This is a genomic window from Dietzia timorensis, from assembly GCF_001659785.1.
In the GTDB taxonomy this organism is placed as follows: Bacteria; Actinomycetota; Actinomycetes; order Mycobacteriales; family Mycobacteriaceae; genus Dietzia; species Dietzia timorensis.
Window position 1 is genome coordinate 1,260,741 of the sequence record NZ_CP015961.1, and the last position, 26,409, is coordinate 1,287,149.

Sequence of the window (26,409 nt, forward strand, 5' to 3'; positions counted from 1 at the left end):
CGAGTAAATAGTGGAGCCTCCAGTGACCTAGGTCACCCTTGAGTTCATTTCGTTCACGTAGCGAACACAACGCGGGGCACACGCGAGTTCGCCGAGCCTTTGGTCCGGGCGGCCAAACGCCGGGGGTTAATATTCGATGCGTCAGGGAGGTGAAGATGAGCAGAATCGCGCCGCGCACGCTCGCCAGCCAGGTGGTGGCGCTGGTGCTTGTCGTGGTCGCGGCCATCGTCGTCATCGGCAGCGTGCTCGCGCTGTGGGACGCGCGCCTGACGGGAGACCGCACCGCCCGCGAGACGGAAAAGGCTCTGGCCATCGGCATCGCCCGAGCCCCCTCGACGGCGGATGCCCTCGCGACCGACGATCCCACAGAGATCCTGCAGCCGATGACGGAGGCGATCCGCGCGGACACGGGGATCGCGTTCATCACGATCATGGCGCCCGACGGCGAACGATTCACCCACACCTACCCGGAGAAAATCGGACTGCGCTACCTCGGCTCTACAAAAGAAGCGCTCGAGGGGCACATTCACACCGAAACCTACACCGGCACTCTCGGCCCGTCCGTGCGCACCATCGTTCCTGTGCGTGATGGCCGCGGCGAGATCGTCGGCATGGTGTCGGTCGGGGTCACCGAGGACACCCTCATGAACGAGTGGCTCGGCAGGCTACCGATCGTTCTCGCCATCGCGCTGAGCGCACTTGCCACCGCCGGCGTCGGGCTGTGGTGGGTACGGCGGCGGATCCTGCAGGCCACCGGCGGGCTGGCGCCGGGCGACCTGCGCCTCATGTACGACCATCATGACGCCGTACTCCACTCCATCAAAGAGGGCGTGATCGTCGTGCGCGACGGACATCCGGCACTGGTCAACGATGAGGCCAAACGGCTGCTGGGCAACGATGCCGCGGGCTTCACGGGCGCGGACGTACCGGAATCATTCCTTGGCGAGGAGCGATTCGAAGACATGCTCTACGCCGGTGGCGGCCGCGTGCTCGTGGTCAATAAGGTGCGCGTCGACGGCGACCGGGACGCCGCCGTCCTCACGCTGCGCGACCAGACCGAGCTGTCGGAGGCGACGGGGGAGCTCGATTCGATGACCCACTTCGCCGAGGCGCTCAGGTCGCAGGCACACGAATCGGCGAACAGGCTCCACACCATCGTCGCGCTCATCGAGATGGGCCGGGGCGAGGAGGCCGCGCAGCTGGCGACGACCGACCTCGCGCTGTCTCAGCAGCTCATCGACCGGATGAGCCAGTCGATCGCCGAACCCGCGCTCGTGGCGATGCTGCTCGGCAAGACCTCGCAGGCGGCCGAGCGCGGGATCGAGCTCACCGTCACCGACGAGTCCGAGCTCGGCGACGACGTCGCCGGCCTGCTCACCGCGCAGGAGATGGTGACGGTGGTCGGCAACCTCGTCGATAATGCCCTCGACGCATGCGATCCTGCCGACCCCTGGGTCGAGGTCACCATCACCGGCGAGGCAGGAGGCGTGCACATCGAGATCGCCGACAGCGGCCCCGGGATGGACCCGGAACTCCTTGCACGCGCGCAGGAACGCGGATTCTCCACGAAGGCCGGGGGAGACGAACGCGGGCGCGGACTCGGATTGGCACTGGTGGCGCAGGTGCTCCGACGTCATAACGGGACATTGACGGCGCACGCCACCTACGGCTCGGTCGTGGTGGCGCAGATCCCCGGGCGGCCGGCCGAACCTGCACGCGGGGGAGCGGAAGGAGACCGAACGTGACGACGAGGGTGCTGATCGTCGAGGACGAACCGCTCATCGCCGAATCGCACAGGGAATACCTGTCGCGGCTCGGCGGATTCGAGGTCGTCGCGCACGCGCGTGGCGGGCAGGAGGCCATGCGCGCGCTCGCCGGGGCCGCCGAATCGGGTGCGCCCGTGGATCTCGTGCTGCTCGACCTCGGGCTGCCCGATGCGCGGGGCGTGGACCTTGCCGCCGCGATGTCCGGGGTTCAGCCGGTGCCGGACATCATCGCGATCACAGCGCAGCGCGATCTTGCGACCGTGCGCAGCGCGATGTCCCACGGGGTGCTGTTGTATCTGCTCAAACCGTTCAATTTCTCCGCGTTCAGCGAGAAGATCCGGCAGTACGAGCGCTACCGTGACGCGCTGGACCCGGCCGGCGACGCGGTGAGCCAGCGGGACGTCGACCGCGCGCTGGCCGAGCTCCGCTCCGCCGACACCAAGCGGCCGACGCACAAGGGCGCCGCCCCCGGCACCGAGGACGCCGTGGCCAGAACGGTGCGCGATTCGGAGAGCGGACTCACCGCGAGTGAGGTGGCTGGTTTGCTCGGCAGCTCGCGCGTGACCGCGTGGCGGTATCTCGAGCGCCTCGCCGACGACGGCACGGTCCGCCGGCATACCGAATACGGAACGACCGGGCGACCCCAGATCCGCTACGAATGGCGCACACGCTAGTCGCCAGTCGTCGGCGGTACGCTGGAGGCAGTGCCGGGCGACGGGCTCGGACACCGACGGCGACGGGAGCGTAGGCAGGCATGGACGCAGAGGTTTTCGAAACGACGGTGCCGCTTCGCTGGTCGGATCAAGACCTCAATCGCCATGTCAACCACGCGCGGATCATCACGCTGCTCGAAGAGGCTCGGATCCCGTGGCTGTTCACGCCCGGCCTGCCCACCGAGTCGCTCGGCCACGGCGCGGTGATGACCGACATGTCCGTGCAGTATCGCGGACAGGTGATGCACGCGCCAGGGCCGGTCACGGTACGGATGTGGGTCACCGAGCTGCGTGCGGCGTATTTCCGGTCTTCCTACGAACTGCGCAACGCCGACACCCCGCAGGATCGCCCGGCGGAGGTGACGTGCCAGTGCACCATCGCCGCCTTCGACTTGGAGACCCAGCGCCCGCGGCGCCTGCCGAAGCCGGCCCGCGACTACCTGCGCACCTTCCTGCACCAGGAGGCGGACGAGGGATGACGCTTCCGAGCTTCGGCCCGCCGACCAACTGGATCGAGGTTCCAGGCGCGAACGATCGCCGCGACGTCGAGAACTTCCTCGGCCGGGTGCGCAAAATGGACGAATCCGCGGCCGTGCGCATCGTCGACACCGGTGGCGCGCTGCGCTTCTGGGCGCGCACGCCGTTCGGCCCGCTGGGCACGCGCGTCGTCGTCGGCAGCGCAAGCGCACCCGATCAGATCGTCCTCGCGCACGCCCTAGCTCTCAACCCGGACACCGACGGGCGGATCGACCTCGGATACCTCATGCCGTCCGCGTGGCAGGGAATGCTGCCGCCGCCGGGTGGGTTCGTGCAGATCGAACTCGTCGGCGCGCAGGAAATACTCGACCTCGCCCGGCGCGGCAGAGATGTCGCCGCTGACGAATCCGGGCCCCTCGGCGTCGCGCCGTCGTTGCTCGACCAGGATGTGATCTCGATCAATCCCGATGCCGCCGGCGGCGCTACAGGCGGCGATGACGGCGGGGAAGGCGACGCCGGCGAGGCGGCCGCGACCGCGGTGAAGATGCACACCGTTTTCGCCCTCACCGGGCTCGGATTCGTGCCGTCCCGCGCGGGCACAGCGCCCGCGGGGGAGAAGGTCCGCGTGTCCGTCCGGGGGCCGTGGGTGCGCCTCGACGGCCGCTTCGGCAGCGTCTACCACCGCCCCGAATCCCTGCCGCTGAACGTGGTGCGATGACGGACGGGCCGAATGGAATGACGTCGCCGCGCCGCAGCGCCAGGAAGGCGCCGAACCCGCGCCTGCAATTCCCGGCGTCCCGTGTCGAGGTGAGCGCGGACGGCGCGATGTGCTGGGCCGGGGAAGGCGCTACCTCCGACGTCATGGGCGATGGTGCGGGGTACGACGCCGCCACCGTGGGCCGCGGGAAGGACTGCGGGGTGCTAATCCGGGACGAGTCGGCCGCGGCGCTCCGCGGCCTGCTCGGCGGCGCAGTGACGGCGCCGGGCGCGGAATCGGGCGGGCTGCGCGGGCAGGTTCAGGCGGTGTATATCGACCCGCCGTACAACACCGGCAGCGTGTTCGCGGACTACGCCGACAAGGTCGACCACGGGCTGTGGCTGGCGATGATGCGCGAGCGGCTCGAGCTGCTGCGCGAGAGCCTCGCCGAGAGTGGCTCGCTGTGGCTGCACATCGACGATTCCGAGATGGCGTACGCGAAAGTGCTGCTCGACGAGGTTTTCGGGCGCGAGAATTGCGTGAGCGCAATCGTGATCGAGAACAATCCGAAGGGGCGCCAGCTCGGGAAATTCTTCGCCGGCTCGCACGACCACCTGCTCGTGTATGCCCGCGATATCCGGCACGTGCGGATCGAGCCGGGCAGCGCGCAGGCGGTGAATCCGGCCGACTTTCCGAAGAGCGACGAGCGCGGACCGTTCCGGCTGCTGCCGCTGCGCAACACGAACAAGAAGTTCCATCCCGGCACCGTGCCGACCCTGCATTACGGGCTGTGGGCGGACGCGGAGAGCGGGCGGGTGTCGGCGGAAAAGTTCGCCGGCGCGCGCGAGGTGTTTCCGGTGTTCGGCGACGGTACGGACGCGGTGTGGCGGTGGTCGGCGGCGCGTGTGCGCGAGCGTTCCGATGAGCTCGCCGCGCGCATCGTCCGCGGCCGCGGCGGGGAGCGGCTCGACGTGTATCAGATCGACCGGCTCCACGACGAGCGCAAGAAGAAGCTTCGCAGCATCTGGATGGCCCACGAGATAGGCTCCTCGGATTCGGCGAAGGCCGAGCTCAAGAAGGTGCTGCCCGGCCGGCAGATTTTTGCGACGCCGAAGCCCGAACCGCTGCTGGCGCGCGTACTCGAGGCGGCCACCGAGCCCGGCGACCTCGTGCTCGACTGCTTCGCGGGCTCGGGAACCACGCCGGTCGTCGCGCAACGGATGGGCCGTCGATGGGTGGCCGTCGAACTCTCCGGCGCGAGCATCGACTCCTATATCGTTCCGCGCCTGGAGGGAGAGTTGTCGGATTCGGACTCGTTCCGGATCCTGCGCAGCCGCGGCTGAGCGCGGCTAGTTTCCGCGGCGCGGGCGCCTATCCAGCCACACCGCTGTATTCGCCGGAACGTCGCCTCCCTCTAGTGAAGTAGAGACGAGAATGATCTCGTCCTCGCGGGCGCCCGCCGGCGCGAGGTGTGCGAAATCGACCGGTGTGGAGGTGGCGTTGAGGAGGAGGTGAACTCCGCCGTCATAGGACCACGACAGGCAGCCGTTCGGCGCATCGTGCCAGGTGATATCCGGTTCCCGGTAGCCCGCGAAGCTCTTACGCAGGGCGATCGCCTCGCGGTAGAGCGTGAGCATCGAACCCGGCTCGTGGGCCTGTCGCTCGGCGGTGATTTCGGCGAGGCCCTCAGGCTGCGGCAGCCACGTATTTACCGTTGTAGAGAATCCGTACGGCGGCTCGGTGCCGGACCACGGCAGAGGGACGCGCTCGCCGTCGCGCGCGGCCGTGCGGTCCCCGGTGCGCAGGAAGTTGGGGTCGGTGAGCCGCTCGTCGGGGATGTCGCCGGAGTTCTCGAGGCCGAGTTCGGCGCCGGCGTAGACGAAGGGAATTCCGGGCAGCGCGAGCACGACCAGTGCCATCGCGCGGGCGCGCGCAAGGCCGAGCTCGCCCCCGCCGTAGCGCGTCACCTCGCGGATGACGTCGTGGTTGGACAGCGCCCACGTCGGCGCGGCCCCCGAGAGCCGGGACGCGGCGAGAGTGTCCTCGATTCCCGCGCGGATCTCGTCCGCCGCGAAGCCCGCCTCGGTGAGCGCGAACCCGAAGGCGTGGTGCAGCTCGTCGGGCGCGAGGTAGCGGGCGAGGCGCTCGGGCCGGCCGATCCAGGCCTCGGCGAAGGTGCGTTTGTCGTCGAACTCATCGACCACCGATCGGATCCTGCGGTGCAGTTCGTGCACGCCGGGCTGGTCGAAGCGCAGCTCGTTGTCCGAGACGACGAGCTGCGGGAGGTCGTCGGGATCCGAGATATCCGGCAGCCCCGGTGGCTTGGCCATGCCGTGGGCGACGTCGATGCGGAAGCCGTCGACCCCGAGCTCCAGCCAGTGGCGCAGCGTGCGATCCATGTCGGCGCGAATGTCGGGGTTGTCCCAGTTGACGTCGGGCTGGCTCGAATCGAACAGGTGAAGGTACCACTGGGAGGGAGCGGAAGTATCGCCGGGCACGCGGTCCCAGGCCGAGCCGCCGAACACGGACGGCCAGTTATTCGGCGGAGCGGCGCCGTCATCCCCCGAACCGGGGCGAAAGATGAAGCGGTCGCGGGCGGGCGAGCCAGGCGGAGCGGCGAGCGCCTCGGCGAACCAGGGGTGCTCGGCCGAGAAGTGGTTGGGGACGAGGTCCATGATGAGGACCATGCCGCGCGAATGCAGCGCGTCGAGGAGTGTGGCGAGGTCGGTGGTGCTGCCGAACAGCGGGTTGATCGCGCGCGGGTCGGACACGTCGTAGCCGTGGTCGTGCCCGGGGGACGCCATGATCGGGTTGAGCCACACCCCGTCGACGCCGAGGTCGTGGAGGTAGTCGATTCGGCGGGTGATACCGGGTAGGTCGCCCACGCCGTCGCCGTCCGAATCCTGAAAGGACCGGGGGTAGACCTGGTAGAGCACCATGTCGTTCCACGGGCGATGCGGCGGATGCGTCCGGTTCTCGGTTCCCGTCATGCTTCCAGTGTGCCCTCGGCCGTGCGAGCGATCAGCCGGGCGCGTTGACCATGAATTCGGCGGCGTGGTGGAAGTAGTCGAGCATCGCGGTGCGGTGATCGTCGCTCATCGTGGCGGAGTCGATCGAGTCCACGGCGGCGACCATGTTCTCTAGCCAGGCATCGCGGGCGGTCGAGTCGATGACATAGGGCATGTGCCGCATGCGCAGGCGAGGATGGCCGCGCTGCTCGGAATAGGTGTGCGGCCCGCCGAAGTACTGTTCGAGGAACATACGTAGGCGCTCCTCGGCGCCGTCCATATCGTCCGCCGGGTACATCGGGTACAGCCGCTCGTCCTTCGCGACGCCCGCATAGAACTCGTGGACGATCTTGCGAAACGTCTCGTGCCCGCCAACCTCGTCGTAGAAGCTCATGCCTCCCATTGTGCCAACGCAGGCGTGGGGGCCTAAATCCACCGAAAATTTACCCACTTGTCGCCTGGACTCGCGAAATTAGTTGATGCGCTCGCGAGCTAAGTGTGGTGTGCTTTCCACTAGGGCCGGGCGGCGGCAACACCCGCCGCCCGCGCATGTGTGCTTGAAGCATTCAGGCGAAGGAGCCGATTGATGGGCAGCAACGGGCAAAGCGCGATAAAAGAGCGAAGGCCTAGCCGGGAGGCGACTGCGGGATCCGCAGCACGCAGCCCGGACATCCCCTGCGCCCCACACCCCCGCGTGCTCCTGCTCAACGCCGGATATGAGGCGCTCACCGCGCTGACCGCGAGGCGAGCGGTGGTCATGCTGCTCTGCGGCAAAGCCGACGTGGTCCACGACAACCCCGAGCTGCACGTGATGCGCTCGGAAACCCGAGAAGTGCGCGTGCCATCGGTGATCCGGCTCCGCGAATACGTCCACATCCCTCACCGCGCGAAGGTCCCGATGACCAGGGCCGCGCTCATGCACCGCGACGGCAACCGCTGCGGCTACTGCGGCGTGCGCGCCACCACGATCGACCACGTCGTCCCGCGCAGCCGCGGGGGCGAGCACTCGTGGGAGAACTGCGTTGCCTGCTGCGAACGCTGCAACCGCAAGAAGGCCGACAAGATGCTCGCCGAACTCGGCTGGTCGCTGCGGCACAAGCTCGTCGCCCCGCAGGGCAGGAACTGGCGGCTCGTGTCCTCGCTGCGCGAGTTCGGCCCCCACTGGGAGGACTACCTCGTCGCCTAGCGAGACCCTGCGCCCTTGACCCGATGTGGCCCGCGCGCGGAGGCACGCCTGGACCTCAAAAGTATGACGTCGTACCCAGGCGGTCACACGACCGCAGAGTACGACGTCATACCTGAGTGATCCGGCGCGAGCCGCCGAGGCCTAGCCGGCCTTCCGGTCCGCCTCGCGCGCGGCCAGGGCGCGGCGCAGGTCGTCCACCATCTCGGCGATCGTGCGGCGCTGCGCGCTCGGCCGCGCCTCGTCGGCGGCGACGGCGTCGAAGCGGACGATCGTGTCGGGATCGATGCTCCACGCGGGGAACAGCATCTCGGAGGTGGTCAGAGCGATCTCGCCGGGGCGGGACGTCCACAGCTCGTCGATGGTCTCCAGGTAACGGCGCTCGACCTCGGCGAGGAGATGCTCGTGGCCCGGAAACGGCAGGCCCGCGAGGGAGGCGCGGACGACCGCGTTGCTCGGAGCTTCCGCGCCCGTGCGCGTGATGAGGTCGAGCACCGCGAGCTTCGCCGCCGCCTCGGGGCGGGCCGCACGCGCCGTGGCCGCGCGCCGCGCACCCGAGGCCGTGTTGTCCCTGGCCAGCTCGGCGTCGATATCGTCAGCGTCCGCCATCCCGCCGGCGACCAGCGAGGTGAGGATGCTCCAGCGCAGATCGGTGTCGACCGCGAGACCTTCCAGTCCCTGCGACGCCGGGTCGTCGACGAGCAGGTTCCGCATGAGCGCACGCTCGTCGGCGCGCAGCGGCGCCTCGGCGAGCGCGGTGAAGAACGCGAGCTGGTAGTCCGAACCGGGGGTGGCGGCGCGGGCATGCGCGAGCATGGCCTCGGAGAACTGCGGCCACCCGTGGGCGGCGGCCCAATCCGGGTCGGCGTAGCGGCTCAGCGCCACGTGCGCCTGGCCGAGCACCTTCTGCACGACGCCGACGTGGGTTTCCGCGCCGATCGCGCGGCTGACCACCTCGATGAAGCGCCGCGCGGGGAGTTCGGCGTTGCGGGTCATCTCCCACAGCGCGGACCACGCGAGGGTGCGAGCGAGCGAGTCGGAGATGTTCTCGAGCTCCGCGAGGACCACCTCGAGCGAGGCGTCGTCGAGCTTCGCCGAGCAGTAGGTGAGGTCGTTGTCGTTGACGAGAATCAGGTCTCCGGCGGGCTTGCCGACGAGCTCGTCGACCGAGGTGCGCTCGCCGGTGACGTCGAGCTCGGCGTAGTCCGAACGCACCAGCTTGCCCTGGTCGTCGCGCGAGTAGATGCCCACGCCGATGCGGTGCATGCGCAGCTCGCCGGCTCCGGGCGCCGCGCCGCCCTGTACGAGGTCGAGCGCGGCGATCGTGTCGTCCTCGCCGCGGGTGACTTCCGCGCGGAAGGTATTTAGGCCGGTCGTGCGCAGCCACTTGTCCGACCAGTCCGACAGGTCGCGGCCGCTGGAGGCCTCCAGCGCGGACACGAGATCGGCAAACGTGGCATTGCCCCACGCGTGGTCATTGAAGTATTGGCGCAGCCCCGCGAGGAACGGGTCGAGGCCGACGTAGGCGACCAGCTGCTTGAGTACCGAGGCGCCCTTGGCGTAGGTGATCCCGTCGAAGTTCCGCTCCACGGCCTCCAGGTCGACCATGTCCGCGGCGACGGGGTGGGTGGAGGAAAGCTGGTCCTGGCGGTACGCCCACGACTTCTCGACGTTCGCGAAGGTCGTCCACGCCTCTTTGTACTCCGAGGCCGAGGTCTGGGCGAGCACGGACGCGTACGTGGCGAAGGACTCGTTGAGCCACAGGTCGTCCCACCACCGCATCGTCACCAGATCGCCGAACCACATGTGCGCCATCTCGTGGAGAATCGTCTCGTTGCGTCGTTCGTACCGGTACCCGGTCACTCGGGAGCGGAACACGTAGTCCTCGAGGAACGTCACCGCACCGGCGTTCTCCATCGCACCCATGTTGTACTCGGGAACGAAGATCTGGTCGTACTTACCGAAGGGGTAGGGGATGCCGAAAACCTCGTGGTAGAAGGCGAAACCCTGCTTCGTTTCGGTGAACAGCCGCTCGGCATCGAGGTGCTCGGCGAGCGAGCCGCGGCACAGCAGGCGCAGCGGGATCCGCACGTCGCCGTCGACGAACTCGTCGGAGACGTGGTGGTAAGGGCCGGCGATAAGCGCCACGAGATACGTGGACATCTTCTCGGTCTCTACAAATGTATGAATCTTGGTGTCGCCGGCGGCGTCGGCGATGTTGTCCGTTGCCCCGTTGGACACAACCTCCCAGTGCGCGGGTGCGGTGACGGCGAGCGAGTACGTCGCCTTGAGATCGGGCTGGTCGAAGCATGCGAACACGCGCTTGGCATCGGCCGATTCGAACTGGGTGTACAGGTACACCTCGTTATCCACCGGGTCCACCATGCGGTGGAGTCCCTCGCCAGTCGTGGTGTATTCGAGGTCCGCCGTCACGACCAATTCGCATTCGCCGCGCAGCCCGGTAAGGGGCAGGCCCCTATCGGAGCTGTAGCCGGAGGTATCGATGTCCTCGCCGTTGAGCGTCGCGGAGACATTGTGCGCGGCCCGCAGGTCGATAAACGTGGAGACCTCATCCTCGAGTGCCCGGAACCTGACGGTGGTCTTCGAACCGAAGGTGTGCGGGCCCTCCGACGGAGCGTCCAGGACGCCCGACAGGTCGAGGTCGATGGCGTAATGGTCGACCTCGAGTTGCTCGGAACGCTTTTGCGCTTCGTCCCGGGTGAGGTTCACGGATGTCATCTAAGCCTCCAAAAGTTCGTGCGGCGTGTGGTGTGCGAACTCGTCGGTTCGTGTCCTGCCTTCAAGTTTTACCCTCTTGGCGCGGACCCCGATCCCGCCACTGGTGGCGAGATAGCCGACAGTGGGCGCAAGCTGGTGGGGCGAAACCGCGCACACGACCGCACATGATCCTGCGAAAAGGGGACCTGAATTGAGCACCACCGAGCACGTCGACTTCTACTTCGATCCGTTCTGCCCGTTCGCGTGGGTCACCTCCCGGTGGATCCACGAGGTGCAGTCCCAGCGGGACGTGTCCGTCGGCTGGCACGTGATGAGCCTCGCCGTCCTCAACGAGGACAAGGACATCCCCGACGACTACCGTGCGATGCTCGCCGAAGCCTGGGGCCCGGTGCGCGTGTGCATCGCCGCCGCGGAGGCGCACGGCGAGGAGGTGCTCGGCCCGCTCTACACGTCGTTGGGAAAGCGGATTCATGACGCCGGACGCCGCGAAGACCTGGCCGCCGTGATCGCCGAGTCGCTCGAGGAAAATGGCCTGCCTGCTGAACTCGCCGACGCCGCGAACTCGACGGACTACGACGAGAAGCTGCGCGAGTCCCACCACCGCGGCATGGATCCCGTGGGCGACGAGGTCGGCACGCCGACTCTGCACGTCGGCGGTTCGGCGTTCTTCGGCCCCGTGATCACCCGGATTCCTCGCGGGCAGGAAGCGCTCGACCTGTTCGACGGCGTCATCCAGGCCGCGAAGTACCCGTACTTCTTTGAGCTCAAGCGTTCGCGCACGGAGTCGCCGCAGTTCGACTAGGTCGGAACCCGCATAGAGCACCTCGATCGATGCGAGTCTCTCCCAAGCCGGAGCCGACCGCAGTCCAAAGGATATTGCACGTAGCAGGTTAAGTTAGACTGCCCTTTGTGATTCGTAGATCGGCGCTGATTGCTGCCCTGTGTGTGATGGTGGTAGCTGCGATAATCCTGTCGATATTCGTCGGCGCGCGGCCGCTCTCGGTGGCGGAGGTGGCCACGGTGCTCGCCGACCCATCGGCTCGCCACTCCGAAATTGGCGAGATCGTGTGGGGGCAACGACTGCCCCGCACGATTCTCGGGATTTGCGTGGGAGCGGCCATGGCGCTGGCCGGGGCGACTATTCAGGGACACACGAGAAACGCGTTGGCCGACCCCAGCATTCTCGGTGTGTCATCGGGTGCGGCATTCGCCGTCGTTCTCGTCGTCTTCGCTTTCGGCAACACCAGCATTTACGCTCAAGTCGCCGCCGCCTTGGTGGGTGCGGTCGTCGCGTCGGTTATCGTGTTCTCGATCTCCGCACTGTCCGGAGGGCTTTCGGCGTCGACGACCTTGATTCTTGCAGGGGCGGCGATGACGGCACTGTTCACAGCATTGACCACGGCAATGATCCTCCGCAACCGTGCATCACTCAACCAACTGCGGTTCTGGAATAGCGGTGCCCTGTCGTCGGTCGAACCTTCGATATTGGCCGTGGTCGCACCGATTCTGTTCGCGGGCGCCGTTATCGCGCTATCCTCCGCGCCAGCTCTCAACGCCCTGGCGATAGGACCGGACACCGCGCAATCGTTGGGAATCAACGTACCCAGGAGCCGAGTGATGGGGCTGGTTGCCGTGACCCTGCTGGCTGGCGGAGCCACGTGCGTCGCCGGACCGCTGGCGTTCCTGGGGTTGCTTGCACCGCACGCCATTCGCGCGTTGACGGGTCCCGACTATCGCTGGGTCCTGCCGGCGGCGCCGCTCGCAGGGGCAGGATTCGTGCTCCTCGCCGACGTCGTCGGGCGACGAGTGATTGCACCGGCGGAACTCAACGCGGGAATCGTGTTGGCAGCGATCGGCGCTCCGGTGTTCATTGCACTCGTGCGTCGCCGGGGGCTGATCGAAGTATGACCGCGACGTCTACCCGGCGTCACCAGACGCCGATTTTGCGCCCTGGGGAGTTCATCCTCCCCACCCCGCGGATGCGCCTTCGCTACCGTTCGATTGCCACCGGGGCCGTCCTATTGGTTGTGCTACTCCTTGCTCTCGTGGTGGAAGTCGGCCAAGGTGACTATCCAATTCCCGCAGCAGAGGTCATCCAGAGCCTGCTCGGCGGCGGTAACGACTTCGACAGGATAGTCATCCTTGAATGGCGAATGCCGAGAGCATTGGTCGGGATTTTGGTCGGAGTGGGACTCGCGGCCGCCGGAGCGGTGACGCAGACACTTGCGCGCAACGCACTTGCCAGCCCCGACATCATCGGCATCACCATGGGTGCCAGTGCCTTCGCCGTCGGCGCGATTGTCACTTTCCCTGCCTTTGCCGCGCACATCTACGGAGTGCCGATCGCTGCTATCACCGGCGGGCTCGTGACTTCCGGACTTGTGTGGATCCTCGCGTGGCGTGGGGGAATGGACCCGCTACGCCTAGTCCTCATCGGTGTCGGAATGAATGCGATAGCCGGAGCTGCCGTTACGTATTTCCTAGTTCGCGCCGATATCAACTTGGCCGCTGAGGCGAGTGCATGGCTTGCCGGTTCGTTGACGGGAAGAACCTGGAGCCACGTCATTCCCGTTGCCCTCACGAGCACGCTTGGCGTCGGCATCGTCGTGGCTTTGGCGCGATCGCTTCACGCCCTGTCGTTCGGTGACGACATTGCCAAAGCTTTGGGAGTGCCGGCCGATCGTGTACGAGCGGCATTATGGTGCGCCGCCATCGTCATGGCCGCCGGCGCCGTCGCAGCGGCCGGCCCTGTGGGCTTCGTGGCCCTTGCCGCGCCTCAATTGGCGCGGCTTATTTCCGGCGAACCTAATCCGCCGCTCCTGGCCAGTGGCTTGTGCGGTGGAGCCCTCGTGCTTGTCGCCGACCTCGCCGGAACTGCCTTGTTCTCTGACACCAGCTTCCCCGTGGGGGTCGTGACGGCGGTGCTCGGCGCGCCATTTCTCATCTTCTGTCTCGTACAGGCCAACAGGAAGTCGACAGTATGACCAAGGCCACGAAGCTCAACGAACCAGCGATGACGGCGACCGGCCTGCACGTGGGTTACAAAGACAAGGCCGTCATTACAGGCTTGGACGTCGAATTTCCCCGCGGAATGACCACTGGCATCATCGGGCCGAATGGTTCGGGGAAATCGACACTCCTCAAGGCAATGTCCGGATTGCTGCCCGTGAGGAACGGCGTCGTTCGCATCGGTGAACGTGAGGTCGCGAAAATTTCGCGACGCGAACTGGCCCGCGAACTGGCGATGCTGCCGCAGAACCCGATCGCACCGGCAGGGACGCGGGTGATTGATCTCGTTGCACTCGGTCGCCAGCCTCACCAGACGTGGGCTCGGCAATGGTCAGCCTCGGACAAGGACGTAGTGCTCGATTCACTCCGCCTCGTGAGCATGACCGAGTTCTCCGAGAGGACGATCGAATCGCTTTCCGGCGGGCAGCGGCAACGCGTGTGGATCGCGATGGTTCTGGCGCAACGAAGCGATATCGTCTTCCTCGACGAGCCGACGACGTATCTCGATCTTGCGCGCAGTCTCGAGGTGCTAGATCTCGTTGATGACCTGCACACTCAACACGGACGCACCGTGATAATGGTGCTCCACGACCTCTCGCTGGCCTGCCGCTACTGCGATCACCTCGTCGTGATGGGCGAGGGTGCCATCGTCGAACAGGGGCCTCCGTCCGACGTCATCACCGAGGAACTCTTGAGCGATGTCTTCGGTCTCCGCAGCAAAGTGATCGCAGACCCTGTCTCGGATAGGCCGCTGGTTGTCCCCATCGGTCAGAGAAAAGTGCATGCAGACTTCAAAGGAAGCGAACAGGTGGAAAACGACTAGCTAGGTATGAATAGGCTATCCTTAATCGCGTTTTGTCAGTGTGGTCCGCGCAGCTTCGTACGGACCCTCATCGGCCCCAGGGGCCATAGCGTTTAGGAGAACCACGTGAGTATTTCCAAACTGGCTGCGGCAGCCGCCGCAACCTTCGTCATCCTCGGCGGCGTCTCCGCATGCAGCGGATCCGAGTCGGACGGCAACGGCGCTGATAACGGTGGGGCCGAGAACCAGGCGGCAGAGCTTGTCGAGGAAGGCGCTCTCCCCGCGACTATCGAGCACAAGTTTGGCGAAACCACTGTGGAGGAGGCGCCCGCCCGAGTGGTGACGCTGGGATACACAGATCAGGATGCCGTGCTCGCACTGGGTGTGACCCCGGTGGCGGTGCGTTATTGGGACGGGATGGCGCCGGAGGGTCAAGCAGCCGGCGACTGGGCGGCGGACAAGATCACCGGCGAGCAGCCAGAAAGCTACGACGCGGAGGACATCGAGCCGGAAAAAGTCGCGGCGATGCGACCGGACCTCATTATCGCGACCTATTCGGGCATTGACCAGGGAACGTACGACGAGCTGTCGAAGATAGCGCCCGTAATCGCCCAGCAAGGCGAATTTGAGGACTACCAGCAGCCGTGGGACGTGACGACCGCGCAAATCGGTGCGGCTCTAGGCCAGCCGGACAAGGCCGATGAACTTGTCAACGGCGTGAAGGACAAGATGTCAGGCCTCGCGGAGAAGCATCCCGAATGGGCTGGCAAGTCCGCGACGATCGCAACGTACGACGGCGAACGACTGACCGCATTTGCGAGCAAGGACCCGCGGCAGCAGTTCTTTACTGCCCTCGGTTTCGCTGCGACGCCCGAGCCGGACGCGGCCGCAGGCGATAAGTTCTATGGCGAGTTCTCCAAGGAAGAGGCCCGCAAGATCAACGCCGACGTCGTGGTGTGGGATCAGCTGTCCTACGCACCCGAGGGCCGCGCGACCGTCGAGAATGAGCCGGCGTTCGCGAACCTTCCCGCGATGGAGAACGGCAACACGCTGTACCTCGAGGACGAACTCGAAAAGGCATTTGGTTGGCAGACTGTCCTCAGTCTCGATTACGTTCTCGACAACATCGAGGGGCCCTTATCGGCGGCCGTCGAAGGGAAGTAGCCGGGGTTAGCGATCCGAGGGGGACGAGTCATGGCAGAATTCGTGACATGCGCATTTACCTCGGAGCAGACCACGCCGGATTCGAAGCCAAGAACGCCATCGCCGAGCACCTGGTGGCCGCGGGCCACGAGGTCATCGACTGCGGTGCCCACGAGTACGACGCGGTCGACGACTACCCGGCCTTCTGCATCGCGGCGGCCGAGCGCGTAGTCGCCGACCCGGGCAGCCTCGGCTTCGTGCTCGGCGGTTCCGGCAACGGCGAGCAGATCGCCGCGAACAAGGTTCCCGGCGCCCGCTGCGCGCTGGCCTGGTCAGTGGAGACGGCGAAGCTGGCACGCGAGCACAACAATGCCCAGCTCGTCGGCATCGGCGGCCGCATGCACTCGCCAGAGGAGATCCTCGCGATCGCCGACGCCTTCGTCGGCCAGGCCTGGTCGGAGGAGCCCCGCCACCAGCGCCGCATCGACATCCTCGCCGAGTACGAGTCGAACCACGAAGCCCCGGACCTCCCAGCCGAGCCGAAGTCGCTGTAGCACGCTATTTTTCCGATGACGCCGCCGTTCCCACTACGAGGACGGCGGCTTCTTCGTGTGCCGGTGCTGAGCCTCCGCTGTCTGAGCTCGTCGATGGCCTCGCATTGCTGGTGCTTTCCCCAGAACGCCCGTAATATTTGCCGACGATGACAGCCCCCGCTCGCGAACGCCGCGCCACCGACAACGATCCCCCAGCCACAGGCGACGCCTTGCTCCTGCGGTCGCTGCGGAGGCACCCCGGCACGGTTGCCCTCGGCATCCTTCTCATGTCGACGTGGCAGGTCTGCGAAACCCTCGTCCCCGTCGCCATCGGCCTCATCATCGACCACGCAGTGATCCCGAAGAATCTCACCGCTCTCGTCGTGTCGATCATTGGCCTCGCGCTGCTCTTCGTGGTCCTCAGCTACGGCTACCGCTTGGGCGCGCGGGCATTCCAGAAAGTTCGCGAGCAGGAATCGCACGCGATGCGCGTCGAGGTCGCCGACGCCGCGCTCGCCACCGAATCCCGCAACGAACGAGCGCCGGGGGAGGTGCTGTCCCTCGCGTCCGCCGACGCCGACGTCACCGCGGAGGTGTTTTTCCACGTCGGCCGCGGTAGCGCCGCGCTCCTCGGACTAATCGTCGCCGCGGTCTACCTCTTCGTCGCCGATCCGCTCACCGGGCTCGTCGTCGCGATCGGGGTGCCGCTCTCACTGGTCGCCGTCTCGCTGGCGAGCCGCGCGATCACGGCGCGCTCGACCGCACAGCAGGAAGCTATCGGCGCGGCGGGGCGCAGCGCCTCGGACCTCATGCAGGGCATCGGGGTTCTCAAATCCCTCGGGGGCGAGCGCTGGGCCCTCGGCCGCTACCGCACCCTCTCGCGCGACGCTGCCACCGCGGGCATCGCCACCGGCTCGCGATCGGGCCTGCTCGAAGGCATCGGCGCGCTCACCATGATGGGCGTGCTCGCCGCCGTCATACTCACCGCAGGACTGCGCGTGACCAGCGGCGACATGGGGATCGGTACCTTCGTCGCCGTGCTCGGGGTCGCCGCATTCTTCACCGAGCCGATGCAGGCGCTCGCGCAGATCATCGGCCGCTTCTCTCGCTCGCGCGGCGCCGCCGCCCGCATCGCCGGTTACCTCGGCGAGACCGCATCCTCCGGCGCGACGGGCGACGAACCCTCGACGGCCTCTATGGATGTAGAAGTATCGGCTATGAGGGGCCTTCGCGTAACGCTCCCACCGCTGGATGACGCCGGACCCCTCGAATTCCATGCCGCCCCCGGCGCCCTCACCGCGGTGGTCACGCAGAAACCGTCCGACGCCGCCCGCCTCGTCGCCGCGCTCGCCGCGTCGGGTTCGCGCCAAATGGTCGTCGCCCCGCACGGCGTCGACCTGTTCTCCGGAACCCTGCGCTCGAACATCGCGCTCGACCACGCCGCGGACATCGAGATCGACGAGCGGGTGTTGCGCGCCTCGGGCGTCGCCGAAATAGTCGAATTACTGCCAGGGGGAGTGGATCACCGGATCCAGGACCTCGGCACCAACCTGTCCGGCGGGCAGCGCCAACGCGTCGCGCTCGCCCGCGCGCTGTCTGCCGACCCCGATGTTCTCGTGCTCCATGACCCGACGACCGCAGTGGACGCGGTCACCGAGGCCGCCATCGCCAATTCGCTAGCGGAGCTCCGGCGGGGGCGGTGCACGCTTGTGCTCACCTCCTCGCCCGCATTCCTCGCCGCTGCCGAGACCGTGGTGTTCGTGGAAGAGGGGACGTCCGCCGTCACAGGCGACCATGCCCAGCTCGCCGAGACCTCGCAGGCTTACCGAGAGACGGTGAGCCGATGAGCGCCCCGGCCACGCAGCTTCCGATCGCGGGCTACCGCGACTCCTTCCGCTACCTCGGCCGACAGCTGCGCGGGCGGGCGGCGCCCATCACGGTGGTGGTGCTCGCGGGCATCATCACAGCGGTCGCCGGGCTCGCGGGGCCGTGGGTGATCGGCGGACTCGTGGACGAACTGCGTGCCGATCCGAGCGCCGCGGCCGTGTGGCGGGGAGCAGTGATCGTCGTGGTCGCAGGCATCGTCCTCGGTCTGGGCACGTGGATCGGGAGGGCGGCGCTCGCGCGCGTCACCGAACCCGCGGTGTCGCGCCTGCGCGAGGACGTGATGAGCCGCGCGCTCGAACTGGACTCGGGGACCGTCGAGCGGACCGGGACGGGCGATCTCGTGTCCCGCGTTGCCGACGATTCTCGCAAGATCTCCGAATCCACCGAACAGATTCTGCCGCTGTTTCTTCAGTCGGTGTTCGTCGTGGTGATCTCTGCGATCGGGCTCACCGCGCTCGACTGGCGGCTCGGGCTCGTCGGCCTCGTCGCGGTGCCCATGTACTACCTGACGATTGCCTGGTACCTGCCCCGTGGCGAGCCGATGTACCGCGCCGAACGCGCGGCCTTCGGTCGCCGCGCCGGGCGGCTGCTGTCAAGCCTGACCGGGAGGGACACACTCCGCGCGTACCGCAAGCAACAGGTCGAACTCGAACGCATCCACTCCGCGTCCACCGAGGCGCGCGACCTGTCGATCGGCGTGTTTCGGTTCCTCGCCAGCGCGATGAGCAGGAACAACCGCGCGGAGGCAGTGGTGCTGTCGTGCATCATCATCGCGGGCTTCGCGCTTGTGTGGTTCGACGAGACCACTGCCGGAGCCGTGACCACCGCGGCGCTTGTCTACCACCGTTTGTTCAATCCGATCGGTGCCATCGTCGGGCTATTCGATGAGATGCTCTCCGCCGGCGCGTCGCTCACGCGCATGGTCGGGGTAATCCAGGCGTCGACTGCTGCGGTGGCAACCGCGCAATCGTCGGGGGCCGCTTGTGCGGCGCGGGGATCGGAAGCGGCTTCGGGGCCAAACTCCGGCATCGCACTGTCCTCGGTCGAGTTCACCTACCCCGCAGCCGGCGACGAGGATGACGCGCACGAACCTGTGCTACACGGCGTCGATCTCGAGGTGCCGCCCGGCACCGTGATCGCCGTCGTCGGCACGACCGGCTCGGGCAAGACGACGATGGCCAAGATCGCTGCTGGCATTCTCACTCCGTCGACCGGCTCAGCGCGCTTCGGCGAAAGGCAGCTATCCGACTTCGCCGAGCCGGAGCTGCGCGCGCACGTGTGCATGGTGTCCCAGGAGGTGCACACCTTCGTCGGTACCGTGCGCGATAACGTCGCTCTCGCCAAGCCCGAAGCGGACGCGGTAGAGGTAGAGGACGCGTTGCGCGCGGTCGGCGCCGACTTCGCATTCTCGCTTCCCGAGGGGCTCGACACCGACATCGGAGATGGCGGGCATCGCCTTTCGCCATTGGAGGACCAGCTTCTTGCGCTCGCTCGCGTTCAGCTCGCCGATCCGGATCTCGTGGTCCTCGACGAAGCCACCGCCGAAGCCGGCTCGTCTGGCGCGCGGGCGCTGGAGACCGCCGCCGCGAAGGTACTCGACGGCAGGGCAGGGCTTGTCGTCGCCCACCGCCTCAATCAGGCCCACCGCGCCGATCGCATCCTCGTCATGGAGCACGGCCGCATCGTCGAGCAGGGCACGCACGACGAACTCGTCGCCGCAGGCAGCCTCTACGCCGAGCTCTGGGAGGCGTGGAATGTGTAACCCGGCGATAACCCGCGCCGCCGCCGAGGAATATCCGCGCGACCCCGCAGGTTTTAAGTGACATGACAACAATCGACGTTCGACGCGCAGACGACCGAACCTTCCAGCGGATCGACGGCATCCACAGCCGATTCTCGTTCGCGTTCGCGGGAAACTTCGACCTCGCCGCCGGCGCTCACGGCACGCTCATGGTGCACAACGACGACGAGATCGACTCGCTCATGGGCGTCGACCCGCACACGCACACCGATGCCGAAATCGTCACCTGGGTGCTCAACGGCCGAGTCGAGCACGCCGATTCCGCGGGGCATACCGGCGAGATTTCCGCGGGCTGGATTCAGCGCATCTCCGCAGGCAAGGGCATTCGCCACACCGAGCGCAATCCCGATCCCGCGAACAAGCTCCACGTCCTACAGATGTGGGCCGCGCCGGACACCGCAGGGGTCGAACCCGAGTACGCGCAGACCGACCTCAACGACGAGCTGGCCTCCGGCGAACTCGTCACCGCGTTGTCCGGCCTTCCCGGCGAGGACCCCGGCATCGGCCTCCACAACCGTTGGACTGCGCTGGATATTGCGCGCCCCCGGCCGGGGGCGGTGCTCGACGTCAAGGTCGCGCCATTCCACCATGTGTTCCTTGCCCGAGGCTCCGCGCGCGTTCATATTGACGCCGCCGAAGCCGATTCGCCCGTCGACCTTCACCCCGGTGACGCGCTGCGACTCACCGACGCGCCCGCCTTCCAGGTCGAGGCGATAGGCGAGGAGCCGGTCGAATTTCTCGTGTGGCGGATGCACGCGCACTTCTAGGGACGCGCTCGGCCCTGGCGGCGCTGGTCCATCGCTCGCAGGTACCGCTGGGTAATGCCGAGCTGAACCCGGCGCGCGACCGGCCCGCCGAGTCTCGCCCACCACGTGGCCGGGCGCGAAAACGCGCGAATACTCATCTCGACGACGTCGTCCTCGCGCCACAGGACGGCGAACCGTTCCTCGCCGGATTCGGGATGGCCGGGAAGCGTGCCGTATGCGAAACCCTTCTCGCGCTGGTCGTCGATCACGTAGACCACGCGACACGGCGCGCCGATCGTCAATGGTCCGGCACCGAGCGAGAGCCGCACCTCGACCCCTTCGGCGGCGCGCGGGGTATCCGGGCTCACCCGGATCCCGGCGCGGCGGTGCATCTCCCATCCCGCGAGTCGATCGGACGCCCGAACGAAGTCCTCGCGGCCGGTGCCGATCGTCCGAGCTCGCTCAAGGTGGTGGTAGCCGCCGGGAAGGTCCGCTGCGGCGCTAACACCGACGTCGGGGTAGGTGAACTCGGTGGTCACGGCGTCGACGCTCCGCCGGAAAAACGCGAGCGCAACGCCACACACGGTCGCGAGTGTCGATTTCCTGCGTGCACAGAGCCGTTTCTGGTCCTCTCGACCGTGTCTAGCGCGGAGAATGACATCCCACGCTTGTAGGCGCGGCGCGCAGGAATGGTGTCGGCAGTAAGAGTCATGCTCATGCTTTGACGGTAGCCGGTCGAGATTCTCCGGGAGGTTATCTGGCTTCTTCTGTTCCGGCCGTTGTGGTGCGGCGGTGCGAGGAAATGATTAAAGGCGCAGGACCTGTAGATCCTGCGCCTTTAACAACTGGAGCGAGTGACGGGAATCGAACCCGCGTATCCTGCTTGGAAGGCAGGGGCTTTACCATTAAGCTACACTCGCATCTCCGCTGCTAGAGGCAAGAAACTCGAAGCTTCTCGCCAGCGGGAAAGGGGCTTCGTGGCGCCGTCATCCTCGTAAGTAGATTCCGGGCGAAAGCGAAGCGATAACCAGCAACGGCCATCCCGCTGCGGTACACAGTACCCAAACACCGGGGTTCGCTCCAAACTTCCTGGCCCATTTACTCGTTGGGGACATGCTCGCGTAGCATGGGGACGTTGCGTTCGCGCGACGCGAGTTTTGCGTGCCCACCTCGAAATACTTCGGTGCGCTCCGAACGTTGGAGCGAGGGCGGAGAACTCGGGGGAGACCGGGATGTGGCGCAGCTTGGTAGCGCATCCGCTTTGGGAGCGGAGGGTCGCAGGTTCGAATCCTGTCATCCCGACGGCTGTGGCGTCGCTCGAATAACGAGAGGCGCCGCTTTTTAGCAAGGACGCGCCACGGGCGCGTGATGACGAGAAAAATTACGTACTTTAAGGAGAACATTCGCTGTGAAGAGCAACGTTGAGCAGTTGGCCCCGAGCCGAGTAAAGATCACCGTCGAGGTGCCGTTCTCCGAGCTCGAATCGGATTTCGACGCCGCTTATAAGGCACTCGCCGGCCAGGTGAACGTCCCCGGTTTCCGTCCGGGCAAGGCTCCGGCGAAGCTGATCGAGGCTCGCGTCGGCCGCGGTTCGGTGCTGCAGCAGGTCGTTAACGACATGATCCCCGCCCGCTACTCCGAGGCGCTCAGCGAGAACGACATCAACCCGCTCGCGCAGCCCGAGATCGAGGTGACCAAGATCGAGGACGGCGACGTCGTCGAGTTCGTCGCCGAGGTCGATGTGCGCCCGGACTTCACCGTTCCCGAAGCCTCCTCGCTCACCGTCGAGGTTCCCGAGCTCGCCACCTCCGATGAGGACGTCGACGCCGAGCTCGACAACCTTCGCGCCCGCTTCGGCACCCTCAGCGGTGTCGAGCGTGCCGCCGCGAAGGGGGACTTCCTGTCCATCGATCTCGCCGCGACTGTCGATGGCAAGCCCGTCGAGGAAGCCACCACCGAGGGCCTGTCCTACGAGGTCGGCAGCGGCACCCTCCTCGACGGTCTCGAGGAGGCCGTCCAGGGACTGTCCGCCGGTGAGTCGGCGGACTTCACCACCAAGCTCGTCGCCGGCGAGCACGCAGGTGAGGATGCGACGGTCACCGTGAAGGTGAACTCGGTGAAGGAGCGCGAGCTCCCCGCCGCCGACGACGACTTCGCGCAGATGGCCTCCGAGTTCGACACGCTCGACGAGCTGAAGGAAGACCTGGGGAAGCAGGTCGCGGAGCGCGCCGAGGGCACCCAGGCCGAGGCCGTCCGCGACGCGGTTCTCGAGGCGCTTCTCGAGAAGGTCGACTTCGAGGCCCCGGAGGGCGTCGTCGACTCCGAGGCGCACCAGCAGCTGCACTCGCTGTTCGGCGAGGCCGCCCACAACGACGAGACGATCAACTCCGTTCTCGAGGCGCAGGGCACCGACCGCGAGACCTTCGACAAAGAGGTCAAGGAAGGCGCGGAGCGTTCCGTGCGCACTCAGCTCGTGCTCGATAAGGCCGCCGAGGACGCGGAGATCGAGGTCAATCAGGACGAGCTGATGCAGCACATCATGTTCCAGGCCCAGCGCAACGGCATGGACCCGAACCAGTTCCTGCAGCAGATCGCCCAGAACAACCAGGTCGGCGCGATCTACGCCGATGTCCGCCGCTCGAAGGCCCTCGCCGAGATCATCCTCGCCGCGAAGGTCACCGACACCGCCGGCAATGACATCGACACCGAGAAGTACTTCGGTGCGGCGGTCGACTCCGAAGAGGACGGCGCTTCGACCGACGAGGCTTCGAACGACGAGGCTTCGACCGACGAGGCTTCGACCGACGACGAGTAGCACCGCTTTCGGCGCCCTCTGAGACGGCGCCCGCCCGATCGGCCCTGCGATCCCGGATGACCCGGAACGCAGGGCCTTTCGCGTACCTCCGACGTCATAGATGGAATCGGTAGGCACGCTTAGAGCGAACACCGGCGTGCGAGGGACTTTCCCCGCGCCGAATTTGGTTACTGTCGAAGGCAGATCACCGACGACGCGGCGCACCTGGAGTGCGCGCGGCGCAACAACGATAGGTAGGTACAACGTGACTAGCGAACTGATCAGGCCGCAGGCGAGCGCCCCGGCGAACGGACTCAACTTGTCCGACTCCGTCTACGAGCGTCTCCTCAGCGAGCGGATTATCTTTCTCGGCACCCAGGTCGACGACGACATCGCCAATCGGCTGTGCGCGCAGATGCTGCTCCTCGCCGCCGAGGACCCCGAACGCGATATCTCCCTTTACATCAACTCGCCCGGCGGCTCGGTGACGGCCGGCATGGCCATCTACGACACCATGCAGTTCATCCAGTGCGACGTGTCGACGTACGTGATGGGCATGGCCGCCTCGATGGGGCAGTTCCTGCTCACCGCCGGTACGAAGGGCAAGCGCTACGCCCTGCCGCACGCGAAGGTGATGATGCACCAGCCGTCCGGCGGAATCGGCGGCACCGCCTCCGACATCGCGATCCTCGCCGAGCAGCTGTCGCTGACGAAGAAGGAACTGACCGAGCTCAATGCCAAGCACACGGGGCAGTCGGTAGAGACGATCCTCGAAGACTCCGACCGTGACAAGTGGTTCAACGCGAGCGAGGCGCTCGACTACGGATTCGTCGACCACGTCGTCGAACACGCCCCGAAGCGCTGACGGCGCGATCCCGCAGAATCCATTCTCGAACACTTACTTTGATTCGGAGTTATCAATGAACACCCCATTCAGCGGTCAGGAGCGTCCGAGCATCATCACGCCGAGCTCGCGCTACGTGCTCCCGGAATTCTCGGAGAAGACTGCCAACGGCGAGCGGATCATGAACCCGTACGCCAAGCTCTTCGACGAGCGCATTATTTTCCTCGCCACGCAGGTAGACGACGCATCGGCGTCCGACGTGATGAGCCAGCTGCTCGTTCTCGAGGCGATGGACCCCGACCGGGACATCACGATGTACATCAACTCGCCCGGTGGTTCGCTCACTGCGTGCCTCGCGATCTACGACACGATGCAGTACGTCCGTCCGGACATCACCACGGTGTGCCTCGGCATGGCAGCTTCCGCCGCTGCTGTACTGCTCGCTGCGGGCTCGCCGGGTAAGCGCGCCGCGCTGCCGAACTCGACGATCCTCATCCACCAGCCTCGTGTCCAGGGAGGCTCGCGCGGCATGGCCTCGGACATCGAGATCGAGGCGGCGGAGATCGAGCGTAAGCGCAATAAGCTCGACGAGATCCTTTCTCACCACACCGGCCAGACGACAGAGCGGGTCCGCGAGGACACGGACCGCGACAAGTACATGACGGCGGACGAGGCGAAGGACTACGGCCTCGTGGACGTGGTCTTCGACTACCGCAAGGCCAGCAGCTGAGGCTGTCGGATTAAGTCTCCGGCCTGCGAGGCGGAGGCAATCCACCGACCCGGCGGCGCGCCGCCCAGATGGGAAGCGCGCCGTCGGGTCAAATATTTCTCATGCAGACGTGGCCAGTAGCCTTTGGCTGTGCGGCGGCGTACCGTCTAAAAAGAATGACCAGGGCTTACACCTCGTAGCCTGGGTGAGCGTTCGGAAAGTTAGGGCAAGAGAGTTCATGGCACGAGTCGGAGAGACTAACGACCTGCTCAAGTGTTCTTTCTGCGGGAAGAGCCAGCGACAAGGAATCAAGAAGCTCATTGCCGGGCCTGGTGTGTACATTTGCGATGAGTGTGTCGAGCTGTGCAACGAGATCATCGAAGAGGAACTGGGCGAGGCCGCCTCGAACCCGGACCTCGAAGATCTGCCCAAGCCGATGGAGATTCACAGCTTCCTCGACGAGTACGTCATCGGCCAGGACAGCGCCAAGCGTGCACTCGCAGTTGCCGTCTACAACCACTACAAGCGCACCCGGCGAGGAGCCGACAAGGCCCTCGGCGTCGAGCTGTCCAAGTCGAATATCTTGATGCTCGGACCCACCGGTTGTGGCAAGACCTACTTGGCGCAGAACCTCGCGAAGATGCTCAATGTTCCGTTCGCCATCGCCGATGCCACCGCGCTCACCGAGGCGGGCTACGTCGGCGAAGATGTCGAGAACATTCTGCTCAAGCTGATCCAGGCCGCGGACTACGACATCAAGAAGGCCGAGCAGGGGATCATCTACATCGACGAGGTCGACAAGATCTCTCGCAAGTCGGAGAACGCGTCGATCACCCGCGACGTATCGGGCGAGGGCGTGCAGCAGGCGCTGCTCAAGATCCTCGAGGGCACGCAGGCCAGCGTTCCGCCGCAGGGTGGCCGTAAGCACCCGCACCAGGAGCTCCTCCAGATCGACACCTCGAACGTGCTGTTCATCGTTGCCGGCGCGTTCCAGGGTCTTGAGAAGATCGTTGCGCAGCGCACCGGCAAGCGGGGCCTCGGCTTCGGCGCCGAGGTCGCTTCGGTCAAGGCGAACGAGGAAGACAACTTCGACGATGTCCTCCCGGAGGACCTTGTGAAGTTCGGTCTGATCCCCGAATTCATCGGACGCCTTCCCATCGTGGCATCGGTCAAGCAACTCGACCGCAAGGCTCTGATCTCGATCCTTTCCGAGCCGAAGAACGCGTTGGTCAAGCAGTACTCTTCGCTCATGGAGATGGACGGGGTCGACCTCGAATTCACAGAGGACGCGCTCGAGGCAATCGCTGACCAGGCCCTCCATCGCGGAACCGGCGCACGTGGACTGCGCGCCATCATGGAAGAGGTTCTCGGGCCGGTGATGTACGACATCCCGTCGCGCAAGGACGTCGGCAAGGTTGTGGTGACCGGAGAGACCGTTCGCGAGAACATGCTCCCCACCATCGTCCCGGCGAGCCAGATCGACAAGGACGAATCCGGCGAAGAGAAGTCGGCATAACCCTCCCGCAGGGTCGACACTCCACACACGTGGAACGAGAAA

At 66.3% G+C, this 26,409-nt stretch carries 23 protein-coding genes and 2 tRNA genes; 20 read left to right on the forward strand and 5 right to left on the reverse strand.

Going from position 1 to position 26,409, the window contains the following annotated elements; genetic code table 11:
* The first annotated feature begins 155 nt into the window (after positions 1-155).
* The 5 genes from BJL86_RS05795 (at position 156) to BJL86_RS05815 (ending at position 4,996) form a co-directional block, all read left to right on the forward strand.
* Positions 156-1,745, forward strand: coding sequence for a sensor histidine kinase (locus tag BJL86_RS05795; RefSeq protein WP_067477285.1), 1,590 nt, complete (start codon positions 156-158; stop codon positions 1,743-1,745).
* Complete coding sequence (locus BJL86_RS05800) at positions 1,742-2,440, forward strand: response regulator (RefSeq protein WP_067477288.1); 699 nt, start codon at positions 1,742-1,744, stop codon at positions 2,438-2,440. The genes BJL86_RS05795 and BJL86_RS05800 overlap by 4 nt, the downstream gene beginning before the upstream one ends.
* Positions 2,441-2,520: 80 nt before the next feature.
* Positions 2,521-2,958, forward strand: coding sequence for an acyl-CoA thioesterase (locus BJL86_RS05805; RefSeq protein WP_067477291.1), 438 nt, complete (start codon positions 2,521-2,523; stop codon positions 2,956-2,958).
* Entirely contained in the window at positions 2,955-3,674 is a 720-nt protein-coding gene (locus BJL86_RS05810; RefSeq protein WP_067477294.1) for a DUF8185 domain-containing protein, read from the forward strand. The genes BJL86_RS05805 and BJL86_RS05810 overlap by 4 nt, the downstream gene beginning before the upstream one ends.
* Complete coding sequence (locus BJL86_RS05815) at positions 3,671-4,996, forward strand: site-specific DNA-methyltransferase (protein WP_082908683.1); 1,326 nt, start codon at positions 3,671-3,673, stop codon at positions 4,994-4,996. The genes BJL86_RS05810 and BJL86_RS05815 overlap by 4 nt, the downstream gene beginning before the upstream one ends.
* Positions 4,997-5,002: 6 nt before the next feature.
* Here the strand turns inward: BJL86_RS05815 and BJL86_RS05820 are convergent, their stop codons facing one another.
* Positions 5,003-6,643, reverse strand: coding sequence for a glycoside hydrolase family 13 protein (locus tag BJL86_RS05820; RefSeq protein WP_067477300.1), 1,641 nt, complete (start codon positions 6,641-6,643; stop codon positions 5,003-5,005).
* A gap of 31 nt (positions 6,644-6,674) precedes the next feature.
* Positions 6,675-7,064, reverse strand: a complete 390-nt coding sequence (locus tag BJL86_RS05825; RefSeq protein WP_067477303.1) for a globin — start codon at positions 7,062-7,064, stop codon at positions 6,675-6,677.
* Between the two features lie 183 nt (positions 7,065-7,247).
* Here BJL86_RS05825 and BJL86_RS05830 point away from each other — a divergent pair, with 183 nt between their 5' ends.
* Entirely contained in the window at positions 7,248-7,847 is a 600-nt protein-coding gene (locus BJL86_RS05830; RefSeq protein WP_067477306.1) for an HNH endonuclease, read from the forward strand.
* 141 nt (positions 7,848-7,988) lie between these two features.
* Here BJL86_RS05830 and pepN read toward each other — a convergent pair whose 3' ends face one another.
* Positions 7,989-10,583, reverse strand: a complete 2,595-nt coding sequence (pepN, locus tag BJL86_RS05835; RefSeq protein WP_075844873.1) for an aminopeptidase N — start codon at positions 10,581-10,583, stop codon at positions 7,989-7,991.
* A 190-nt stretch (positions 10,584-10,773) separates the two neighbouring features.
* Here pepN and BJL86_RS05840 point away from each other — a divergent pair, with 190 nt between their 5' ends.
* From BJL86_RS05840 to BJL86_RS05880, 9 genes are all read left to right on the forward strand, one after another.
* Entirely contained in the window at positions 10,774-11,385 is a 612-nt protein-coding gene (locus tag BJL86_RS05840) for a mycothiol-dependent nitroreductase Rv2466c family protein (RefSeq protein WP_067471405.1), read from the forward strand.
* A gap of 107 nt (positions 11,386-11,492) precedes the next feature.
* On the forward strand, positions 11,493-12,491 hold the full coding sequence (locus BJL86_RS05845; RefSeq protein WP_067471408.1) for a FecCD family ABC transporter permease: 999 nt from the start codon (positions 11,493-11,495) through the stop codon (positions 12,489-12,491).
* On the forward strand, positions 12,488-13,567 hold the full coding sequence (locus BJL86_RS05850; RefSeq protein ID WP_067471411.1) for a FecCD family ABC transporter permease: 1,080 nt from the start codon (positions 12,488-12,490) through the stop codon (positions 13,565-13,567). Before BJL86_RS05845 ends, BJL86_RS05850 begins: the two co-directional genes overlap by 4 nt.
* The gene (locus tag BJL86_RS05855; RefSeq protein ID WP_067471414.1) at positions 13,564-14,415 is read left to right on the forward strand and encodes an ABC transporter ATP-binding protein; all 852 of its coding nucleotides are present in this window, start codon (positions 13,564-13,566) and stop codon (positions 14,413-14,415) included. Before BJL86_RS05850 ends, BJL86_RS05855 begins: the two co-directional genes overlap by 4 nt.
* A 105-nt stretch (positions 14,416-14,520) precedes the next feature.
* On the forward strand, positions 14,521-15,558 hold the full coding sequence (locus tag BJL86_RS05860) for an ABC transporter substrate-binding protein (RefSeq protein ID WP_067471417.1): 1,038 nt from the start codon (positions 14,521-14,523) through the stop codon (positions 15,556-15,558).
* Positions 15,559-15,605: 47 nt separating this feature from the next.
* A complete protein-coding gene (locus BJL86_RS05865; protein ID WP_067471420.1) occupies positions 15,606-16,091 on the forward strand; it encodes a ribose-5-phosphate isomerase in 486 nt (161 codons plus the stop codon).
* Between the two features lie 146 nt (positions 16,092-16,237).
* Positions 16,238-17,917: an ABC transporter ATP-binding protein gene (locus BJL86_RS05870; protein ID WP_082908311.1), complete on the forward strand. Its 1,680-nt coding sequence runs from the start codon at positions 16,238-16,240 to the stop codon at positions 17,915-17,917.
* Complete coding sequence (locus tag BJL86_RS05875) at positions 17,914-19,719, forward strand: ABC transporter ATP-binding protein (protein WP_067471426.1); 1,806 nt, start codon at positions 17,914-17,916, stop codon at positions 19,717-19,719. Before BJL86_RS05870 ends, BJL86_RS05875 begins: the two co-directional genes overlap by 4 nt.
* Positions 19,720-19,781: 62 nt before the next feature.
* The gene (locus BJL86_RS05880) at positions 19,782-20,525 is read left to right on the forward strand and encodes a pirin family protein (RefSeq protein WP_067471429.1); all 744 of its coding nucleotides are present in this window, start codon (positions 19,782-19,784) and stop codon (positions 20,523-20,525) included.
* Here BJL86_RS05880 and BJL86_RS05885 read toward each other — a convergent pair.
* Complete coding sequence (locus BJL86_RS05885) at positions 20,522-21,043, reverse strand: DUF1990 family protein (RefSeq protein ID WP_067471492.1); 522 nt, start codon at positions 21,041-21,043, stop codon at positions 20,522-20,524. The genes BJL86_RS05880 and BJL86_RS05885 overlap by 4 nt on opposite strands.
* Before the next feature lie 307 nt (positions 21,044-21,350).
* Positions 21,351-21,424 (reverse strand) — tRNA-Gly (locus BJL86_RS05890).
* Positions 21,425-21,732: 308 nt separating this feature from the next.
* On the opposite strand from BJL86_RS05890, the gene BJL86_RS05895 reads away from it, so the two are divergent.
* The 5 genes from BJL86_RS05895 (at position 21,733) to clpX (ending at position 26,367) form a co-directional block, all read left to right on the forward strand.
* A tRNA-Pro gene (locus BJL86_RS05895) sits at positions 21,733-21,806 on the forward strand.
* Between the two features lie 106 nt (positions 21,807-21,912).
* The gene (gene tig, locus BJL86_RS05900) at positions 21,913-23,319 is read left to right on the forward strand and encodes a trigger factor (protein ID WP_067471432.1); all 1,407 of its coding nucleotides are present in this window, start codon (positions 21,913-21,915) and stop codon (positions 23,317-23,319) included.
* A 244-nt stretch (positions 23,320-23,563) separates the two neighbouring features.
* The gene (locus tag BJL86_RS05905) at positions 23,564-24,163 is read left to right on the forward strand and encodes an ATP-dependent Clp protease proteolytic subunit (protein ID WP_067471435.1); all 600 of its coding nucleotides are present in this window, start codon (positions 23,564-23,566) and stop codon (positions 24,161-24,163) included.
* Positions 24,164-24,218: 55 nt separating this feature from the next.
* On the forward strand, positions 24,219-24,872 hold the full coding sequence (locus BJL86_RS05910; protein ID WP_067471438.1) for an ATP-dependent Clp protease proteolytic subunit: 654 nt from the start codon (positions 24,219-24,221) through the stop codon (positions 24,870-24,872).
* Between the two features lie 217 nt (positions 24,873-25,089).
* Positions 25,090-26,367 carry an ATP-dependent Clp protease ATP-binding subunit ClpX gene (gene clpX, locus BJL86_RS05915; RefSeq protein WP_067471442.1) on the forward strand — a complete coding sequence of 426 codons (1,278 nt, stop codon included), beginning with the start codon at positions 25,090-25,092 and terminating at the stop codon, positions 26,365-26,367.
* Positions 26,368-26,409: the final 42 nt, after the last annotated feature.